The organism is Marinomonas phycocola (genome assembly GCF_047525455.1).
Taxonomy (GTDB): Bacteria; Pseudomonadota; Gammaproteobacteria; order Pseudomonadales; family Marinomonadaceae; genus Marinomonas.
In genome coordinates this window covers 99,760-116,526 of sequence record NZ_JBLIXL010000002.1, presented here as the reverse complement: position 1 = coordinate 116,526, position 16,767 = coordinate 99,760, and the positions used below count along the sequence as shown (strand labels likewise).

At 39.2% G+C, this 16,767-nt stretch carries 17 protein-coding genes; 12 read left to right on the top strand and 5 right to left on the bottom strand.

Annotated elements, in window-relative coordinates; all coding sequences use genetic code 11:
• Nucleotides 1-27: 27 nt before the first annotated feature.
• From ACMUMJ_RS02335 to ACMUMJ_RS02325, 3 genes are all read right to left on the bottom strand, one after another.
• On the bottom strand, nucleotides 28-1,566 hold the full coding sequence (locus tag ACMUMJ_RS02335; RefSeq protein ID WP_414677195.1) for a sensor histidine kinase: 1,539 nt from the start codon (nucleotides 1,564-1,566) through the stop codon (nucleotides 28-30).
• Nucleotides 1,567-1,582: 16 nt separating this feature from the next.
• A complete protein-coding gene (locus tag ACMUMJ_RS02330; RefSeq protein ID WP_414677194.1) occupies nucleotides 1,583-1,816 on the bottom strand; it encodes an EAL domain-containing protein in 234 nt (77 codons plus the stop codon).
• A gap of 254 nt (nucleotides 1,817-2,070) precedes the next feature.
• Nucleotides 2,071-2,496, bottom strand: coding sequence for a DUF3010 family protein (locus ACMUMJ_RS02325; RefSeq protein WP_414677193.1), 426 nt, complete (start codon nucleotides 2,494-2,496; stop codon nucleotides 2,071-2,073).
• Between the two features lie 259 nt (nucleotides 2,497-2,755).
• Here ACMUMJ_RS02325 and ACMUMJ_RS02320 point away from each other — a divergent pair, with 259 nt between their 5' ends.
• The 8 genes from ACMUMJ_RS02320 to ACMUMJ_RS02285 all read left to right on the top strand — a co-directional run bounded on the left by ACMUMJ_RS02320 (nucleotide 2,756) and on the right by ACMUMJ_RS02285 (nucleotide 11,152).
• The gene (locus tag ACMUMJ_RS02320; protein ID WP_414677192.1) at nucleotides 2,756-3,970 is read left to right on the top strand and encodes a pyridoxal-phosphate-dependent aminotransferase family protein; all 1,215 of its coding nucleotides are present in this window, start codon (nucleotides 2,756-2,758) and stop codon (nucleotides 3,968-3,970) included.
• A gap of 213 nt (nucleotides 3,971-4,183) precedes the next feature.
• On the top strand, nucleotides 4,184-5,191 hold the full coding sequence (locus tag ACMUMJ_RS02315) for a Bug family tripartite tricarboxylate transporter substrate binding protein (protein WP_414677191.1): 1,008 nt from the start codon (nucleotides 4,184-4,186) through the stop codon (nucleotides 5,189-5,191).
• An 87-nt stretch (nucleotides 5,192-5,278) separates the two neighbouring features.
• A complete protein-coding gene (locus ACMUMJ_RS02310) occupies nucleotides 5,279-5,719 on the top strand; it encodes a tripartite tricarboxylate transporter TctB family protein (protein WP_414677190.1) in 441 nt (146 codons plus the stop codon).
• 2 nt (nucleotides 5,720-5,721) lie between these two features.
• Complete coding sequence (locus tag ACMUMJ_RS02305; RefSeq protein WP_414677189.1) at nucleotides 5,722-7,236, top strand: tripartite tricarboxylate transporter permease; 1,515 nt, start codon at nucleotides 5,722-5,724, stop codon at nucleotides 7,234-7,236.
• A gap of 148 nt (nucleotides 7,237-7,384) precedes the next feature.
• Nucleotides 7,385-8,068 carry a response regulator transcription factor gene (locus ACMUMJ_RS02300; protein WP_414677188.1) on the top strand — a complete coding sequence of 228 codons (684 nt, stop codon included), beginning with the start codon at nucleotides 7,385-7,387 and terminating at the stop codon, nucleotides 8,066-8,068.
• Nucleotides 8,031-9,494, top strand: a complete 1,464-nt coding sequence (locus ACMUMJ_RS02295) for a sensor histidine kinase (RefSeq protein ID WP_414677187.1) — start codon at nucleotides 8,031-8,033, stop codon at nucleotides 9,492-9,494. The genes ACMUMJ_RS02300 and ACMUMJ_RS02295 overlap by 38 nt, the downstream gene beginning before the upstream one ends.
• Nucleotides 9,491-10,561 (top strand): ABC transporter substrate-binding protein, encoded by a 1,071-nt coding sequence (locus tag ACMUMJ_RS02290; RefSeq protein ID WP_414677186.1) that lies wholly within the window; start codon nucleotides 9,491-9,493, stop codon nucleotides 10,559-10,561. The genes ACMUMJ_RS02295 and ACMUMJ_RS02290 overlap by 4 nt, the downstream gene beginning before the upstream one ends.
• 81 nt (nucleotides 10,562-10,642) lie before the next feature.
• Complete coding sequence (locus ACMUMJ_RS02285) at nucleotides 10,643-11,152, top strand: putative pterin-binding protein (protein ID WP_414677185.1); 510 nt, start codon at nucleotides 10,643-10,645, stop codon at nucleotides 11,150-11,152.
• A 194-nt stretch (nucleotides 11,153-11,346) separates the two neighbouring features.
• Here ACMUMJ_RS02285 and ACMUMJ_RS02280 read toward each other — a convergent pair whose 3' ends face one another.
• On the bottom strand, nucleotides 11,347-12,444 hold the full coding sequence (locus tag ACMUMJ_RS02280; RefSeq protein WP_414677184.1) for a response regulator: 1,098 nt from the start codon (nucleotides 12,442-12,444) through the stop codon (nucleotides 11,347-11,349).
• A 540-nt stretch (nucleotides 12,445-12,984) separates the two neighbouring features.
• On the opposite strand from ACMUMJ_RS02280, the gene ACMUMJ_RS02275 reads away from it, so the two are divergent.
• Both ACMUMJ_RS02275 and ACMUMJ_RS02270 read left to right on the top strand, forming a co-directional pair.
• Nucleotides 12,985-13,374, top strand: a complete 390-nt coding sequence (locus ACMUMJ_RS02275) for a DUF2750 domain-containing protein (RefSeq protein ID WP_414677183.1) — start codon at nucleotides 12,985-12,987, stop codon at nucleotides 13,372-13,374.
• Nucleotides 13,375-13,401: 27 nt separating this feature from the next.
• Nucleotides 13,402-14,205: a M48 family metallopeptidase gene (locus tag ACMUMJ_RS02270; protein ID WP_414677182.1), complete on the top strand. Its 804-nt coding sequence runs from the start codon at nucleotides 13,402-13,404 to the stop codon at nucleotides 14,203-14,205.
• Between the two features lie 94 nt (nucleotides 14,206-14,299).
• Here the strand turns inward: ACMUMJ_RS02270 and ACMUMJ_RS02265 are convergent, their stop codons facing one another.
• Complete coding sequence (locus tag ACMUMJ_RS02265; RefSeq protein WP_414677181.1) at nucleotides 14,300-15,199, bottom strand: LysR family transcriptional regulator; 900 nt, start codon at nucleotides 15,197-15,199, stop codon at nucleotides 14,300-14,302.
• 129 nt (nucleotides 15,200-15,328) lie between these two features.
• Between ACMUMJ_RS02265 and ACMUMJ_RS02260 the strand changes: the two genes are divergently transcribed.
• On the top strand, nucleotides 15,329-16,033 hold the full coding sequence (locus ACMUMJ_RS02260; protein ID WP_414677180.1) for a CoA transferase subunit A: 705 nt from the start codon (nucleotides 15,329-15,331) through the stop codon (nucleotides 16,031-16,033).
• A 69-nt stretch (nucleotides 16,034-16,102) separates the two neighbouring features.
• Nucleotides 16,103-16,762 (top strand): 3-oxoacid CoA-transferase subunit B, encoded by a 660-nt coding sequence (locus tag ACMUMJ_RS02255; protein WP_414677179.1) that lies wholly within the window; start codon nucleotides 16,103-16,105, stop codon nucleotides 16,760-16,762.
• Nucleotides 16,763-16,767 lie beyond the last annotated feature (5 nt).

Below are 16,767 nucleotides of genomic sequence, written 5' to 3'. Positions count from 1 at the left end.
ACGTCATTTATCATGGCGTGTTTTTTCTTACGGTATGCTGTCTTTTGGCGATGGTGCTTCCATAGGTATGTCTAATGTGAAGCATGTCCCTTCGCCTACTTTGCTTGCGGTATTTATTGTTCCTCCTAAGGTTTGTGTCACAATATTAAATACGATATGCAGTCCTAACCCTGTTTTGCCTTGTCCTTGCTTCGTTGTAAAAAATGGATCAAATATTTTTTTGATTACATCGTCGGTAATTCCTTTTCCATCATCATAGATTTTGATAATAACTCGATTATCAGAGTGCTTCTGTGCGGTAACATGTATTTCTCCTTTTTCATGTTCTTCATAAGCGTGCAAAAGGGCATTGAGAACTAAGTTGGTGATGACTTGAGATAACGCTCCTGGGTAAGAGTTCAAGAGAATGAGTTGATCGCATTCGATGTTAACTTTTATTGCGGTTAGCTTCAGTTTGGGATGTAGGCTATGGATGATTTCATTTAAGTATTCTTGAATAGAAAACTCTCGTTTTGATTGATTTGTTTGATCAACGACAACCTGTTTAAAACTTTGAATTAAATGAGCGGCTCTTTTAGTGTTACCTAGTATTAATGCGGTTGAGTCTAGGGCAACCTCTAAATACTCATCTAAAGTGCTTTTCTTCAATTGGTTTGTTGCTAATGCATGCTGAAGGTCTGCTGTAGCGGTTTCTAAATGCGATGCAGAGGTGAGTGTGACACCTATAGGGGTACTGATCTCATGAGCAATACCTGCAACTAAGCGACCTAAAGCAGCCATTTTTTCTACTTGAATAAGAGCGTCCTGAGTTTCTATTAGTTGGTTATATGCTTGTTCTGCATATTCTTTTTCTATTAATGCGTTTTTCTCAGCTTGTTGTCTTGATGTTAACTCTAAACTGATTTTCTTGATAATATCATTTATGCCATTAACCAGTGTTCCCCATTCTAAATACCGTTGATCTGGCAATACGTATTTTTCTTTGACGCGTAGGTCACGAGCGATAAAAAGTGCTTTCTCTAAGTTTTTAATCGGAGTGAAAATGTAGCGATGTAGGATATAAATAAGTAATGCGCCAATAAAAAAAATACCAATTACCTGCACTGTGATCACTTCCCAAAGTGATTTTTCGATTCTTTTACTAAATGGTTCGGTGGTTAAAAAAACTTCAACATAACCAAGGGCTGTATTGTTGTAAATAATATCCACTTTTAGAACATCTTCATGATGAGGGATGTTGTTTAGTTCTAACGAAGAAGGTTCCCCAGTTTGTCCTATTTGGCGGTTGATGGAAATGTTTTGTTGATCATTTGCTTTAATGGCTACAACCGCTTCGTTTAGAAGCTCAGCGTCTAGGGTATCTTGGATGTATTCTAGATCGAGTTGCCAAAAGCCACTAGCAAGAGATAAAGAGAGTCTCTTAGTTAGTTGAACTTGCATCAATTGGTAACCTTCATCTGCGATTTGCTTATTAGATGTGTAAGAATACCAACCCGTCATTGATAAAATAAAGAGCAACGTTCCAATAATCCAAGCAAGTAGTTTAAATTGAATGCTTTTAGGCATGAGCACTTGTCCCTAGTTAAATATTTAAACGCTGTCTTTCTTCTAGCCATACAGTAAGCTGTTTTAATGATAGCGGATGAGAGTGGAGGTATCCTTGGCTTTCTATGCAGCCCATCTCAAGTAACCATGCTTGCTGTTCGTCTGTTTCAATGCCTTCAGTCAGTACTTTAATGCTTAAATGCTCTCCTAAGCTAAGGAAGGTGCGAATAAGTCTACTAAGACTCAGTCTTTCAGAGAGACCGTCTAACATTATTTGACATAAATCTTGTTTCTCCTAAATTGGATGAAGCAATCGTTTTTGAATATAAATAATACTTCAAAAACGATCATTAGTTTCATTGTTTAATAACTTATATAAAACTCCTTCAACAGTACTTAAGAGTGTAGAAAAAGAACCTCGTTTTCACAAACTAAACACTTGAAAAATTGATTAAAGTTCTAAGGGTAGGAGGCAATAGATATTTCGAAAGAGGATGGGGAGGAGGTGTCCCCATGAATGTTCATTTAGAACCTTGTGCTGGTTGCATACGCAACAGAGAAAGCGCCTTCTTGAAAGGCTTTCAACCCCGTATCAGAGAAGTGTATAGGGAGTGGATTTTCTTTGATAATTTCTTTTAAATCGCCATTGCTAACAAGTGCTACCTCAACTGAGTCAATAAGTTGAATGGCTGTTTCTATTTTAAACCCAACGGATGAACCTACGAACTTGCCTTTTGTTGGTCGTTCGCGAATGGATACATGGCTTACCTTATAATCTTCGAATAACTTTTTTAGCGTAAACTGATACTTTCTCATCGCCTCGCTGTTTTCTGACTGAATTAAAGGAATACGCACTTGACGACAGTCGATAATTTGAAATAAACCGTTGTCTTTAGATAGCAGGCAAAGAATGGCTTCATTACTTTTTATTTCTATACCGCACGTAATCATCTCTATTACCTATGTTATTTAATATGAGGTGCAATTATCCCATAGAGAAAAGTAAAAAACACTGCACTGCACTGCGTTAAATAGAAGGATGTCATGGTATTTGTAGATAATGGGGTGTTTGTGACTTTTTTGAAAAAATACACTCTTCTTTAAAATTGTATCAGCGTATACTTTTAGAATATTCTTTTGCAGAAAACAAAAAATCGAGATTTTCTGCTGTTTTTCCTGTTGATTTATATGGTAATGGATTTATAGTTTCATGAGCGAGTTTACTGTTTCTTCTGTGTCGTGCCCCGATGTTGTATCTTTGCATACTATTTTGCCACAAGAACCTTTGCTGATGATGGGAGCGGGTCCTGTTCCTATCCCTGATCGTGTCGCCAAGGCCAATTCCGTGGTAATTAACCACTTAGGTGACACCATGTCACAAGTGATTGATCAAGTTAAATCCATGTCACGGTATGTTTTCCAAACCCGTTCAAAGTGGGTTCTTGGTGTTGCTGGGCCAGGTTCTGCTGCGATGGAAATGGCGGCCGCGAACTTAGTGGAGCCAAATGATAGAGTATTAAGTATTTCAAATGGATTTTTTAGTAATCGAATGGCTCAAATGGCTGCGCGTGTTGGAGGGGTGGTAACAGAAGTCATTACTCCAGCAAAAGATGCGGCCGATCCTGATTGGGTGAGAACGCATCTTGAGAAAGTGCGACCACGCATCATTACTATGGTTCAGGGAGAAACGTCCAGCACTGTTTGTAATATCTACTTAAAAGAAATTGGACAGTTGGCGAAAGAATATGGCTGTCTTCTGGTTGTCGATGCGGTGTGCACTCTCAGTACTATGCCACTCAAGATGGATGAATGGCAAGTTGATGCTGTGATAACGGGAGGGCAAAAAGGTCTATCCTCTATCCCTGGTGTTTCTTTATTGGCCTTTTCGGAATTGGCATGGGAAAAAATTACGTTACGCAAAGAGCCTGTCGTTCAATGGTGTTTAGATGCAAAGTTAGCAGAGAATTTTTGGCACAATAACGGCTATCATTATACGGCACCAGTCTCTGGAATTATGGCAATTCATGAAGCGCTTAAGCTAGTGTGTGAAGAAACATTAGATGTACGTTTTCAGCGTCATTTACGTTGTTCTTTAGCGTTACAGCATGGTATTGAAGGAATGGGACTTGAATTATTTGTACCGTCTGAATCCCGTTTAAACTCTGTTGTTGGCATCTCTATTCCTGAAGGGTTGACGGCCGAAGGAATATGCCATCATATTTCTCATAAACATAAAGTCGAAATCGCTGGCTCTTTTGGTCAACCTATTGTGAGAATTGGACAGATGGGAGAGCAGTGTCGAGAGCACAACTTGTTTAGAGCCTTGCATGCTCTTGGTTGTACCATGCGAGATTTAGGAAAGAAAGTGGATTTGCCAACGGGCATGGCAGAGCTAGAAACGTATTTGCAATCGTTAGGAAGGTGATATTTTTATAATATAAGTATTTGTTTATGTTATGAAAAAATAAGCTCTCATGAAAAAACTCAGATTGGTTCTGAGTTTTTTTTGCACATAATACCAAGATAATGACGAATGACAGGTAAGCGACAGTTTGATGGGATATCTTGTTTGTTATTAGTACACATACAATAAGTACTGGTACCTTAAATAAAAAAAATAACAAGCAGGAGATAACCTATGCTGAATCGTAAGTCCGTATTGTCTACATCTATTAAATTAGCCGTAGCAAGCACTTTCTCTACATTCGTTTTAGTTGGGCAAGCGCAAGCGTTTGAGCCCGCACGCACGGCTGAATGTATTGCACCAGCAAACCCTGGTGGCGGTTGGGATTTTACATGTCGTAGTGTTGGGAAAACATTAGTAGATTTGCAGTATATTAAAGGCAACGTTCAGACTGTTAATATGGCTGGTGCAGGTGGTGGTGTTGCATTTGCCCATACAGTAAGTAAGCGCGCTAAGGACGATGCGCTAATTGTTGCTGCAAGTACGGCAACAACTACTCGTCTTGCTCAAGGTCAATTCCCTGGAATGAACTCCGATCAAGTAAAATGGGTTGGCACATTAGGTGCTGATTATGGTGTTATTGCTGTAAGCAAAGACTCTGCTTTTCAAAGTTTAACAGAATTAATGGCAAAGCTGAAAAGCGACCCAAATGCGGTTAAGTTTGCTGGCGGTAGTGCAACGGGTGGATGGGATCACCTGAAGGTTTTGCTTGCTGCAAAAGAAGCAAATGTTGAAAATTTACCAAAAATTAAATACTTAGCTTTTAACGGTGGAAGTGAAGCCATTGTTCAAGTGGTTGGTGGTCACATCGATGCTTACACCGGCGATATCTCTGAAATCAAAGGGTTCATGGATTCTGGCGATTTACGTGTCTTGGCGGTGCTTTCTGAAGAGCGTTTACCTGCACCATTTGCTCATATTCCAACAGCGATGGAGCAAGGTATTGGAACGATTGCGCCAAACTGGCGTGGGTTTTATGTTCCAGGTAAGGCCAGCGATGACTCGTATGAATGGTGGGTAAAAACCATTGATGAGTTGTATACAACACCTGAATGGAAAAGCGTGATGGCAAAAAATGGATTAATGCCATTTCATAAAACTGGAACAGAATTCACTCAATTCGTTAAAAATCAAACGTTAGACATCCGTTTACTGTCAAAAGACATTGGACTGATTAAATAATCAGTCATTCTAGTCAATACTAAGAGGCGAGTGTTTGCTCGCCTCCTTCTTCTTTTTTTAAACTCTTTTTTAATATGGAGCAGCGTCATGCGTTTAAATGATCGCGTGTTTGGCATGCTTATGCTAATTCTTGCCTTTGGTTATGGTTGGGAAGCGACTCAATTCCCGGAACCGTTTGGGGGTGGTGAATCTGTTGGACCAGAGACATTTCCTATTATTCTGTCTTTCTTATTAGGTATCAGTGCTATTTATCTGATTATTAAGCCTGATATAGATGAAGCATGGCCAGCGCCAAGAATGCTCTTGGAGTTATCTGTCATTGCATTGGCCATTTTAGCTTTTGCATGGGCAATTGAACCACTGGGCTTTATTCCAGCCGCCGTTCTTATGGTGAGTTACTTATGTTGGAGAATGGGCGCTAAGCCTAAGCAGAGTATAGCAACAGGTGTTATTACTTCTGTTGTTATGTTCGTGGTCTTCAATAATGTGCTTGAACTGGCCTTACCCTTAGGCTTACTGGAGTTTTAACAATGGAAACTATCAATTTATTATTGCAGGGTTTTTCCGTAGCGCTAACGCCTGAAAGCATTATGTTTGCCATTATTGGTTCTATCTTAGGAACATTAATTGGTGCATTACCTGGCCTTGGCCCTGCAAATGGCGTCGCGATTCTCATACCACTTGCATTTAGCTTGGGTTTGTCTCCAACCTCTTCTCTGATTTTACTTACTTCCGTTTATGCGGGGGCAATGTACGGTGGGCGTATTTCATCTATCCTTTTAAACATCCCTGGTGACGAACCAGCGATGATGACCTGCTTAGATGGTCATCCAATGGCTTTAAAAGGAAAAGCGGCAGAAGCCTTAGCGATTTCTGCTATTGCCTCTTTTATCGGTAGCTTAATTGCAACAATCGGATTGGTTATTTTAGCGCCAATTTTAGCGGAATTTGCGTTGAAATTTGGTCCTGCTGAATACTTTGCCTTGTTTGCATTGGCTTTTGCTACTTTAGGTGGGATTACAGGCAAAAATCAATTTAAAACATTAATGGCAGCGGCATTGGGATTAATGATTGCGTCAGTTGGCATTGATATTTCTTCAGGAGTTCAGCGTTATACATTTAACACTCTTGAGTTATTTGAAGGTGTTGATTTCATCATTGCTATTGTAGGTTTGTTTGCGATCAGTGAGTTACTTTTCTTTATTGAAAAACACGCTGGCGATGGTCTGAAAAAAGTGGCAGTGAACCGTTTAAAGTTGACCATGAAAGACATTATTAAAGTGCTTCCATCTTCTCTGCGTGGCGCATTATTAGGCTTTGTTGCAGGTGTTTTACCGGGTGCAGGGGCTTCTCTGGGTAGCTTCGTTAGTTATACGTTAGAGAAAAAAGTAGTTGGGGATAAGGGCGAGTTTGGTCATGGTGATCCCCGTGGTGTTGCGGCCCCCGAAGCGGGTAATAATGGTGCAGCTTCTGGTGCTTTAGTACCTATGCTAACTCTCGGCGTCCCTGGCAGTGGCACAACAGCAGTGTTGTTGGCAATGTTGATTTCTCTGAATATCACACCTGGTCCAATGTTATTTCAACAAAATGCAGATTTAGTATGGGGTGTTATTGCCGCGCTATTTGTCGGTAATTTAGTCTTACTCTTATTAAATATTCCAATGGTAGGTATCTTTGTTAAATTGTTGAGTATTCCACCAAAGTATTTAATGCCTATTGTTACTTTAGTGGCGTCAGTTGGTATTTATTCGGTAAGTCACAGTGCATTAGATTTGTATTTTATGGTGGCATTTGGTGTATTAGGTTACATTTTAAGAAAAGTAGAAATCCCATTAGTACCTGTAATTCTTGGGATGTTGCTTGGGCCTGAAATGGAAAAAAGCTTGCGACATGCCCTTGTTTTGTCGGATGGCGAATGGGGGGCATTGTTTAACAGTGGATTGAGTATTTCTTTATGGGTAATTGCTGGGCTTGGTTTGGTCTTACCTATGATTGTTGGTCCTATTGTGAGAGCGAAAATGAAACAAACCAAATCTTCTGTTTGATTTTTTAGCGTTTATTTGGCTTTTTTGATGTGTTATCTACTTTAACGCATTTGATAAAATTCGGAGTAAAGTGTTTTTACTCCGAATTTTATTTTTTAGGCCATACTTGAATTTGATATCGAGCCGCTTATTCATAGAGAGTGTATTCATGAGAGTGTTAGTAGTAGAAGATACGAAAGTGCTTGGAGAAGCCATTTGTGAACGCCTGAACAGTTTAGGTCATGCTGCTGACTTGGTCATGAATGGTCAACAAGCTTCGGACATTTTAAAGTATCAGGTTGTAGATTTGATCATTCTAGATTTGAACTTACCTGGACTGTCGGGGCTACAGGTATTAAAGAATTTACGATCGCGTAATAACTCTACACCTGTTTTGATTTTAACAGCCCTAGATCAAATAGAAGATCGTATTCTCTTACTGGATGCAGGGGCGGATGATTATTTAACAAAGCCGTTTAATTTTGGGGAGCTTGAAGCACGTTGTCGAGCGTTACTAAGGCGCCATCATGGGTACGCAACGAATATTACAGAGCATGGGAATTTACAAGTAAACAGAGATGCTAGACAAGTATTATTGAATGGAGAAGTTCAGCCTATTACGAGTAGAGAGTTTCAATTACTTGAAATATTTTTAGGTCACTTAGGCCGAGTATTAAGTAAAGATGAAATAACAGAACACTTGTTTAATTTTGATGAGAGTCCTGGTCCAAATGCAATTGAGTTGTATGTTGGCCGATTGAGAAAAAAACTAGCAGGGAGCTCGTTAGTTATTAGTACATTAAGAGGGTTAGGTTATGTGGCGGAAATTGCCAAACTACCAAAGCCTGACTGAAGAAGAACAAGCCTTAAAGCAAGCGCCTTCCTTACGAGTGCGCTTTATATTATCAGGTATTGGTATTATTAGTATCATTGCCATTATTGCGATTAACCTAGTGTTTAATTACAGTCAAAGACTTGCTGACTTATCTTATGATCGTTTATTGAGAAGCGCTCTCTTGCAAATGGATGAGAATGTTGTCCTTGTTAGAGGAGAAGTGTCTATTGATATCCCTTGGTCGGTTTTTTCAACATTAGCTCAAGCAAACGACGATCGTATCTTTTACCGTGTAGACAGTTCTGAAAATGGTTTCATTACAGGGTATAAGGACCTATCAGGTGAACCTCCCAAGCCGTCAAAGTTAGGTGAGATGCAGTTTTATAACCAAGTGTTCTCGGCAGAAGAAATTCGTGTCGCATGGCTTGAAAGAGGGCTAACTGAGGCTAATTCACAAGGCACTATCCGAATATTACTTGCTCAAACTCGTTTATCTCGTGAAGAAATGGCATCCTCCATAACAACAAGAGCCTTACAAGTGGTGGTGTTAATTGTATTTGTAACCATTGCGTTAATTACATTTGGTAGTCATTTTGTCTTGCGGCCACTGCATAGGATCGAGGATGTGTTAGAAGCCCGCTTACCTGGGGACTTAACTCCAATAACGATTAATACACCGAAAGAAACGCACCATTTAAAAGTGTCTATTAATCATTTTATGGCGCGATTACAACGTAATTTAGAACAGCTGGAAAATTATACAGCTGAATCTGCTCATCAATTGAGAACACCGCTAACGAGCTTAAAAGCACTGGCTGAGAATGCACGTGATCAAACAACACCAGAGAGGCAAAAAGAAGCGTTAGAGAAAATAGTCTTGCAAAGTGACAAGCTCAGCCAGACTGTTACTATGCTATTAAATCAGGCTGTGGTGTCCCATCGATTACAGACACAAGATCTTGTTGAAATTGAAATGAATCGCCTTGTAAAACAAATCTGTATGGATTTGGCGGTTTCTGCTTTGCAGCAAAATATTTATTTGTCTTTTGAGTCTTCTACTGACAATGCTCCCGTTTTAGGTGATGAGTTTTCTCTGCAACAAATGCTGACGAATTTAATTGATAACGCCATTCGCTACAGCCGTCATGTTAACGATGATGAAACTTCTAAGTCTGTGGACATTCATGTCTTTCAATATAAAACATTTATAGGAGTGAAAATTGTCGACTACGGTTTAGGGATTAATGATGACGATAAGATAAAAGTATTTGAACGATTCTACCGAGGACAATACGAAATATCGGGCAGTGGTGTTGGGCTTGCTATGGTAAAAGACATAGCTGATCGGCATGGTGCAACGGTGTCTGTTTTAGATACAGAACCGCAAGGTACAACAATAGAAGTGCTTTTTCCAGAAAGAGTGTTAACAGGAGGGCATGAGTGAAAGACAGTATAGCGGCGTTGCTGATACTTCTAACGGTGTTTTTTACAAAGCCTTCTTTTGCTGTAAATAATGTCTATGAATTCGGAAAAACGAATGCATTAAGTCATTTAACTTTGTATTCAACGGTTGATATTAAGACTTTGTCACCGTTAATTACGCATTTTATTAGCTTGAATCCAGACATAAGAATTCAGTATGAACAAATGGGTGAGGTGGATTTATATGATCGAGTTATTAGAGAGAAAGATCAGCCAAAAGCAGGTTTGGTAATTAGCAGTGCTATGGATCTACAGTTGAAATTGGTGAATGATGGTTTTGCACAACGTTATCAATCTGTTATTACAGATGAATTGCCAACAATGACAACATGGAGGAACCAAGTCTTCGCGTTTTCACTCGAACCTATCGTTATGGTAGCGAATCGAGGCCTATTTCCTAATTCTGAATTTCCTAACAACCGACAAGAGCTTCTGCAAACCATTCGAAAATACAGTAATGATATTAAAGGTAGAATTGGCACCTATGACGTTCGCAACAGTGGTGTTGGCTATTTATTAGCAAGCCAAGATTCAAGGCAAGCGAATACAACATGGGGGCGTTTACTAGAAGCTTTTGGTAGTCATAAAGTAAGAACATACTGTTGCTCGAATGAAATTATTGATGATATTGAGAGTGGTCGAATAGTACTAGGCTATAATGTATTAGGGTCGTCTGCATACCAACGAGTTTTAAAAAACCCTTGGTTGATTATGATTATCCCTAGTGATTACACGTTAATGTTAATGAGGGTTGCTTTGATACCTAAAAACACGGCAAATGCACGTAATGGGGAATTATTTCTAGATTATTTATTGTCAGATATCGGTCAAAAAATGATGCAGACAGAGAACTTACTTTATCCTATAAAAGAATTACCAGGGCAATCCCCTCAGTCTCTTAGTCCATCACATCCGACAAGGATAATCGAGTTAGATCAACAATTATTATTAGGTAGAGATTACGCAAAGCAAAAACGTTTTATTGAAGAATGGGAATACGCTTTAGAGTTGAATGCTGAAATTAAATGATGGATGCTATACATTCACAACAAAGCAATAAAGAATCGGGTGTGTGTTCTTATTTTGGAACAGATAATATAGGAATGAATTATGACATTATTTATACGCACTGCGTTTACTATTGTATTTAGTTTCTTTTCTCCCTCTCTTTTTGCTGGTGAGCTTGTTAAACCTTCTGGTCAAGTAATTCTTACTGTTATGGGGAATATTGACCAGACCAATCAAACAGGTGGAAAAGCAGAATTTAATCGATCAATGATCGAAAAAATCGGATTAAGAAAGCGGCAAACTACGACGCCATGGACTGAGGGTGTTGCAGTATTTGAAGGCGTGCTTGTAAAAGATCTGTTAGACTGTGTTGGTGCGAAAGGGACGAATTTAAAAATTACAGCCTTGAATGATTACAGTGCAAATATGCCACTGACTGATTTGAATAAATACGACGTGATTCTAGCAATGAAACAAGATGGGGAACGCTTACGCATCAGAGGCAAAGGGCCTATTTTTGTAGTCTACCCTTTCAATGAATTTCCTGAACTTAATAGTGAAATAATCTATAACCGATCTGTATGGCAGGTTGCATCGATCACTGTAGAATAATTTTGGTTTCCATGACCTCATAGGTGCGGGGCATTGTCATAGCAAGTGTTTATAGGAAGTTGGTAATTGAATAATGCATAAATATCGAACTATTTTATTAAATATATTCCTCATTAACTTGAACAGCACGTTGTTAGAATTAACAATTGGATGGCGCATAAACACTTTATATTTATACAAATATTAATTTAATATCAGGCACATTTATCTGGAAAACGTTCTGCAATTTCATGTAACTCTGTTTGAATGTTGATAAAAGCGTGAACGATATCTGGATCAAAATGTTGACCAGAGCCTTCAACAATGATTTTGACTGCTTTTTCATGTGTAAATGCAGATTTATAAACGCGCTTACTGATTAAAGCATCATACACGTCTGCAACCGACATTAATCTTGCTGAAAGGGGGATGCTCTCTCCTATTAGCCCGTTTGGGTACCCAGAACCATCCCATTTTTCGTGATGCCCAAAGGCTATTTCGCGAGCGAATCGTAAGAATGGAATATTACTGTGCCCTAATAATGCTTCCGCTCTGGAAATTGCATTATCTCCTAATGTGGCATGTTGTTTTATTATGTTGAACTCGCTTTCGGAAAGCGCGCTAGGTTTCAGAAGAATGCTATCAGGGATGCCTGCTTTTCCTATGTCGTGTAAAGGCGCTGACCTAAAAATCAAATCAATATTTTCTTGAGTCAATTGATGTTTATGTCGAGGAAATTTAGCCAATTCAATTGCTAGAGCTTTTACATAATGTTGCGTTCTTCTTATATGATTGCCCGTATCATCGTCTCTGGCATCGGCAAGACTGGCTAATGCCAGGATAGTGATGTCTTGAGTTTGAGTCAGTTCTCTTGATTTTACAGATATCGTTCTTTTTAATTCTTTATCTTGTGAGACCAGTAAGTGTCTAATACGTCCTAGATTAACGTGTGTTTTGACTCTAGCTAAAACCACGGCAGGTGAGATAGGTTTTGTTATGTAGTCAGCAGCACCGATTTCAAAACCATAATCCTCGTCTGTTTGGTCACCCATTTCTGAGATAAAAATAATGGGAATGTGCTGGGTTACTGGGTTGTCTTTAATTTTCTTACATACTTCATAGCCTTTCATTTCAGGTATCATAACGTCTAGAAGTATGAGATCTGGGAGTATCGGATGTGTTAATTTATCTAAAGCTTGTTTGTCGTTTTTAGCTTCAATAATATGATATTTATCTTCTAAAAAAGTCATTAGTACACTGATGTTGATGGGGTCATCATCAACGATTAGTATCTTTGCTTTAGTAGTAGACATGTCTGTTCCTCTAGGTGTTTATTATTAATTAGAATGCATCAACGCCTCTATAGATATTTTGGCACTGAAGCACTAATACTGAAACGTTCATTTGGTAAAGGATTGTTAAGGTGAGTTTGAAGAAAAAATCGATATATTAAGAAATAATTTTAAAATGAGTATGGAATGGTGATATTTGAAATGGTGTAGATCGTGAATCATAGAATCGAGCTGTTATAATAGCTCTCAGTAGAACGTGCATTGTCTTCAATTTATTATTAACTGATTTAGGATAAGTGGTGAAAAATCAAAATAAGAATACTATTAAAAAGTATGCGTCTATTTTTGCCATTATTTGTCTTGTTGCGCTTGTATCCGCTACGGGTGTGTATTTAGGGACGCTGTTTTCTGATTAGAGAACCTTTTCTTTCCTTTGATTGAATTAGCAGTTAACTGAATCAGTAAAGACAGTTTAAATTGCATTGGAATCCAATGGCTAATGAGTCATTTTCATTTAAGCCATGTGATATGATTGAAAAAAATTAACGTACAGGTGACAGAATGCCGTTTGATGGCCAACAAATAGAAGATTTTTTTCGACTTCAAAGTAACGCTCGTTATGATGCAGTTGTGGCTCATTGTAAAAAAGAACAAGACATGTGGATGCTTCAAGATGACCAAGGGTGTTTAATTATTGATTTAGGCACTGAAAAAGTGCTACCAATTTGGAGCGATTCTACATTGGCTGAGCAATGGAAAGGCAAAGAGTATGCGGAATTTTCTGCAAGTGTAATTGCGTATGCGGATTTCACCAATAAATGGTTACCTGGTATGATTAGAGATGGATTTAAATTGGGGATTGCGCCTAATTTAGCGGGTGAAGGCATTGTTGTTGCTACGGCTGAATTTGCGCGTGATATTGGTGTTGATGTAACGGCCGAATTGAACTAAAAATCGCCTTGAGATTGAGGTTTTTCAATGAATAAGAACATAATTCGTAATTTACTTATTGGTGCAGCAGCTATTGCACTGGTTGCATGCAGCTCTTCTCCAACTGGGCGCTCTCAATTTGTGTTATTGCCAGACAGTCAGCTAGATAAAATGGGTGTTGAATCCTTTGCAGCCATGAAAACAGAAATCAAAACCTCTTCTAATACGGTTTTGACTAAGCATGTTCAATGTGTGGCGGATAGAATTATCCAAGTATTACCTGAAGAATATCGTGATCAGGCATGGGAAGTCGTGTTGTTTGATGATAAACAAGTGAATGCTTTTGCTCTACCTGGTTATAAAATTGGTGTTTATACTGGGTTATTGAATATAGCGAGCAATCAATCTCAGCTAGCGTCTGTAATGGGTCATGAAGTGGGGCATGTATTGGCCCGACATAGTAATGAGCGTGTTTCTACTCAATTAGCAACCAGCCAAATTCTAGCTCTTGGCCAAAAATTAAGTGGTGAAAGTACGCCAATAAAACAAGCCATTTTCCAAGGCCTTGGTTTGGGGGCTCAATATGGGATTATTCTCCCGTTCAGTCGAGCCCATGAATCTGAAGCTGACTTGATGGGCTTAGATTTGATGGCCAAAGCGGGTTTTGATCCTCGTGAGAGTACGGAATTATGGCGAAATATGAGTGCAAACTCCGGTAAACAGCCATCAGAAATGATGTCTACTCATCCGTCTCACTCTACTCGTATTGATGATTTAAATAGCAACATGGCAGAGCCTTTAGCAATATATCAACAACTGGTATCGCTTAATAAACAGGCAAACTGTTACTAAATAGCGTTATAAATAGCCAAGTGCTTTTTCTATGTTGAAAGCAACTTGGCTCTTTTCTCAAAAGAGACCCTGCTTGTAAGGACGCTTTCGTGTTTTATCTGTCTCCTCTTTTTAGTTCAAATGTACGAATCAGTACGTCTATCATTGTGACGGCGGCAGTGGATAGCTGTGTTCTACTGCGTGTAATGATACCAATATCTCTTTCAATCATCGGCTCGACCACAGGCAAACAATGAGCGCCTTGTTCGCGCATTTGTTGCTCACAAAGTGCTGGTACTACAGCGACACCTAATCCTGTAGCAACCATGCGACCAACGGTTGCAAGTTGATGTGCATCATACGCAACGGAGAGCGTGAGGTCATTTTTTTCAAGCGTTTCTTCGATTAATTGGCGAAGACTAGAAGGCCGTTGTAACGTAATAAAATCGTCTTTTAATAAATGTCTCCATGATACTTGCAGGGCATCTTTGAGATCGTGATTCTCTGGGATGACGGCAATAAATCTGTCTTTGAATAATGGTTTAAAACTTAAGTCTTCACTATTACCTGGATCAAATGAAATGCCAATTTCTAAACGCCCTTGACGAACCATATCAACCACTGTGTCGGCCAACACATCGTGTACTTCTATTTTTATTTTCGGGTATTTTTTGTGGTAGTTGACCAGTCCTTCAGGCAAAAGTGACGCGGCAAAGGAGGGCATTGCTGCGATGGCAATTTTGCCTTTTTTTAGAGAGAAGCGTTGGTGTATCTCTTCTTGAGCATTATCCCATTGGGCGAGTAATTGTTTTGCAATTGGTAATAAAGCGTCTCCTTCCGGTGTAAGTGCAATGGTTCTTGTGGTTCGACTTAATAATCTTCCCCCTAGAGATTCCTCTAAGTTTTTTATAGTCAGGCTTAGAGTGGGTTGCGAAAGGTGAAGTATGTTGGCCGCTTCCGCAAAGCTTAATGTACGGGCAATGGTAACAAACGCTCTAATTTGTTTTATATTCATTGAAAAGCCCAATTAATAAATAGAAAAAATAAACTTAATTAATATATAAAACTAATACACACTTAAAACAAGTAAAACGTACGTTTCAATTTAATTAAGTTCACGCTTAATACTCAAAGAGGTGTAAAAATGGCAGGTTTCGATAAAGTCGTGGACAGCTATGAAGAAGCAATGGCTGGAATAGAAGATGGAATGACGGTGATTGCTGGTGGTTTTGGATTGTGTGGCATACCAGAAAACTTGATTGCTGAAATTAAAAAACGCCAGACAAAAGGCTTAACCATCGTTTCTAACAATTGCGGTGTGGATGGTTTTGGTTTAGGTGTGTTGTTAGAAGGCATGCAAGTTAAAAAAATGGTGTCTTCCTATGTTGGTGAAAACGCGCTTTTTGAAAAACAGTTATTGAACGGTGAATTAGAAGTCGAACTCACGCCACAAGGCACACTTGCTGAGAAAATGCGTGCTGGTGGAGCCGGTATCCCTGCATTTTATACTGCGACAGGTGTTGGCACTCCCGTTGCCGAAGGAAAGGAAGTAAGAGAGTTTAATGGTCGAGAGTATGTATTAGAAGAGTCAATCCGCGGTGATTTTGCGATTGTAAAAGGTTGGAAAGCCGATCGTTATGGAAATGTTATCTATCGTCATACGGCTCAAAACTTTAACCCGTTAGCGGCAACGGCTGGAAAAATTACAGTCGTTGAAGTGGAAGAATTGGTTGAAGTTGGTGAATTGGATCCAGCGCATATTCATACTCCAGGAATTTACGTTGATCGATTAATCGTTGGTTCTTTTGAGAAGCGCATTGAAAAACGCACGGTTACTGAATCTGCATAAGATTCAGTACTTTGACTGTCCGCGATTCATTTTTTCAAGAGTAGTTTTAAACTGTATTTGGGTGATGTTATGACACTTTCTAGAGATCAAATGGCAATGCGTGTTGCGCGTGAATTACAAGATGGCTTTTATGTGAATTTAGGAATTGGTATTCCTACATTGGTAGCAAACTTTGTTCCAGAGGGAATGGAAGTGATGCTCCAATCTGAAAATGGTTTATTGGGAATGGGGTCGTTTCCAACCGATGAAACCATTGATGCGGATATGATTAACGCGGGTAAGCAAACGGTTACTGCGGTATCGGGAGCGTCTATTTTTTCTTCTGCGGAATCATTTGCCATGATTCGTGGTGGGCATGTTGATTTAACCGTTTTGGGCGCATTCGAAGTCGATGTGCAGGGAAACATTGCGTCATGGATGATTCCAAATAAATTGATCAAAGGGATGGGTGGCGCAATGGATTTGGTTGCAGGGGCGGATAATATTATCGTCACAATGACTCATGCTTCTAAAAATGGTGACTCTAAATTGTTAGAAGCATGCTCTTTGCCTCTTACAGGAAAAGGTTGTATCAAAAAAGTCTTAACAGACTTGGCTTGGCTGGAAATTGAGAACGGTGCGTTCATGTTAAAAGAACGTGCTCCTGGCGTCAGTGTTGAAGAAATTAAAGAAAAAACGCAGGGTAAATTGATCATTCCTGATCATGTTCCAGAAATGCAATTTAATTGATTTTA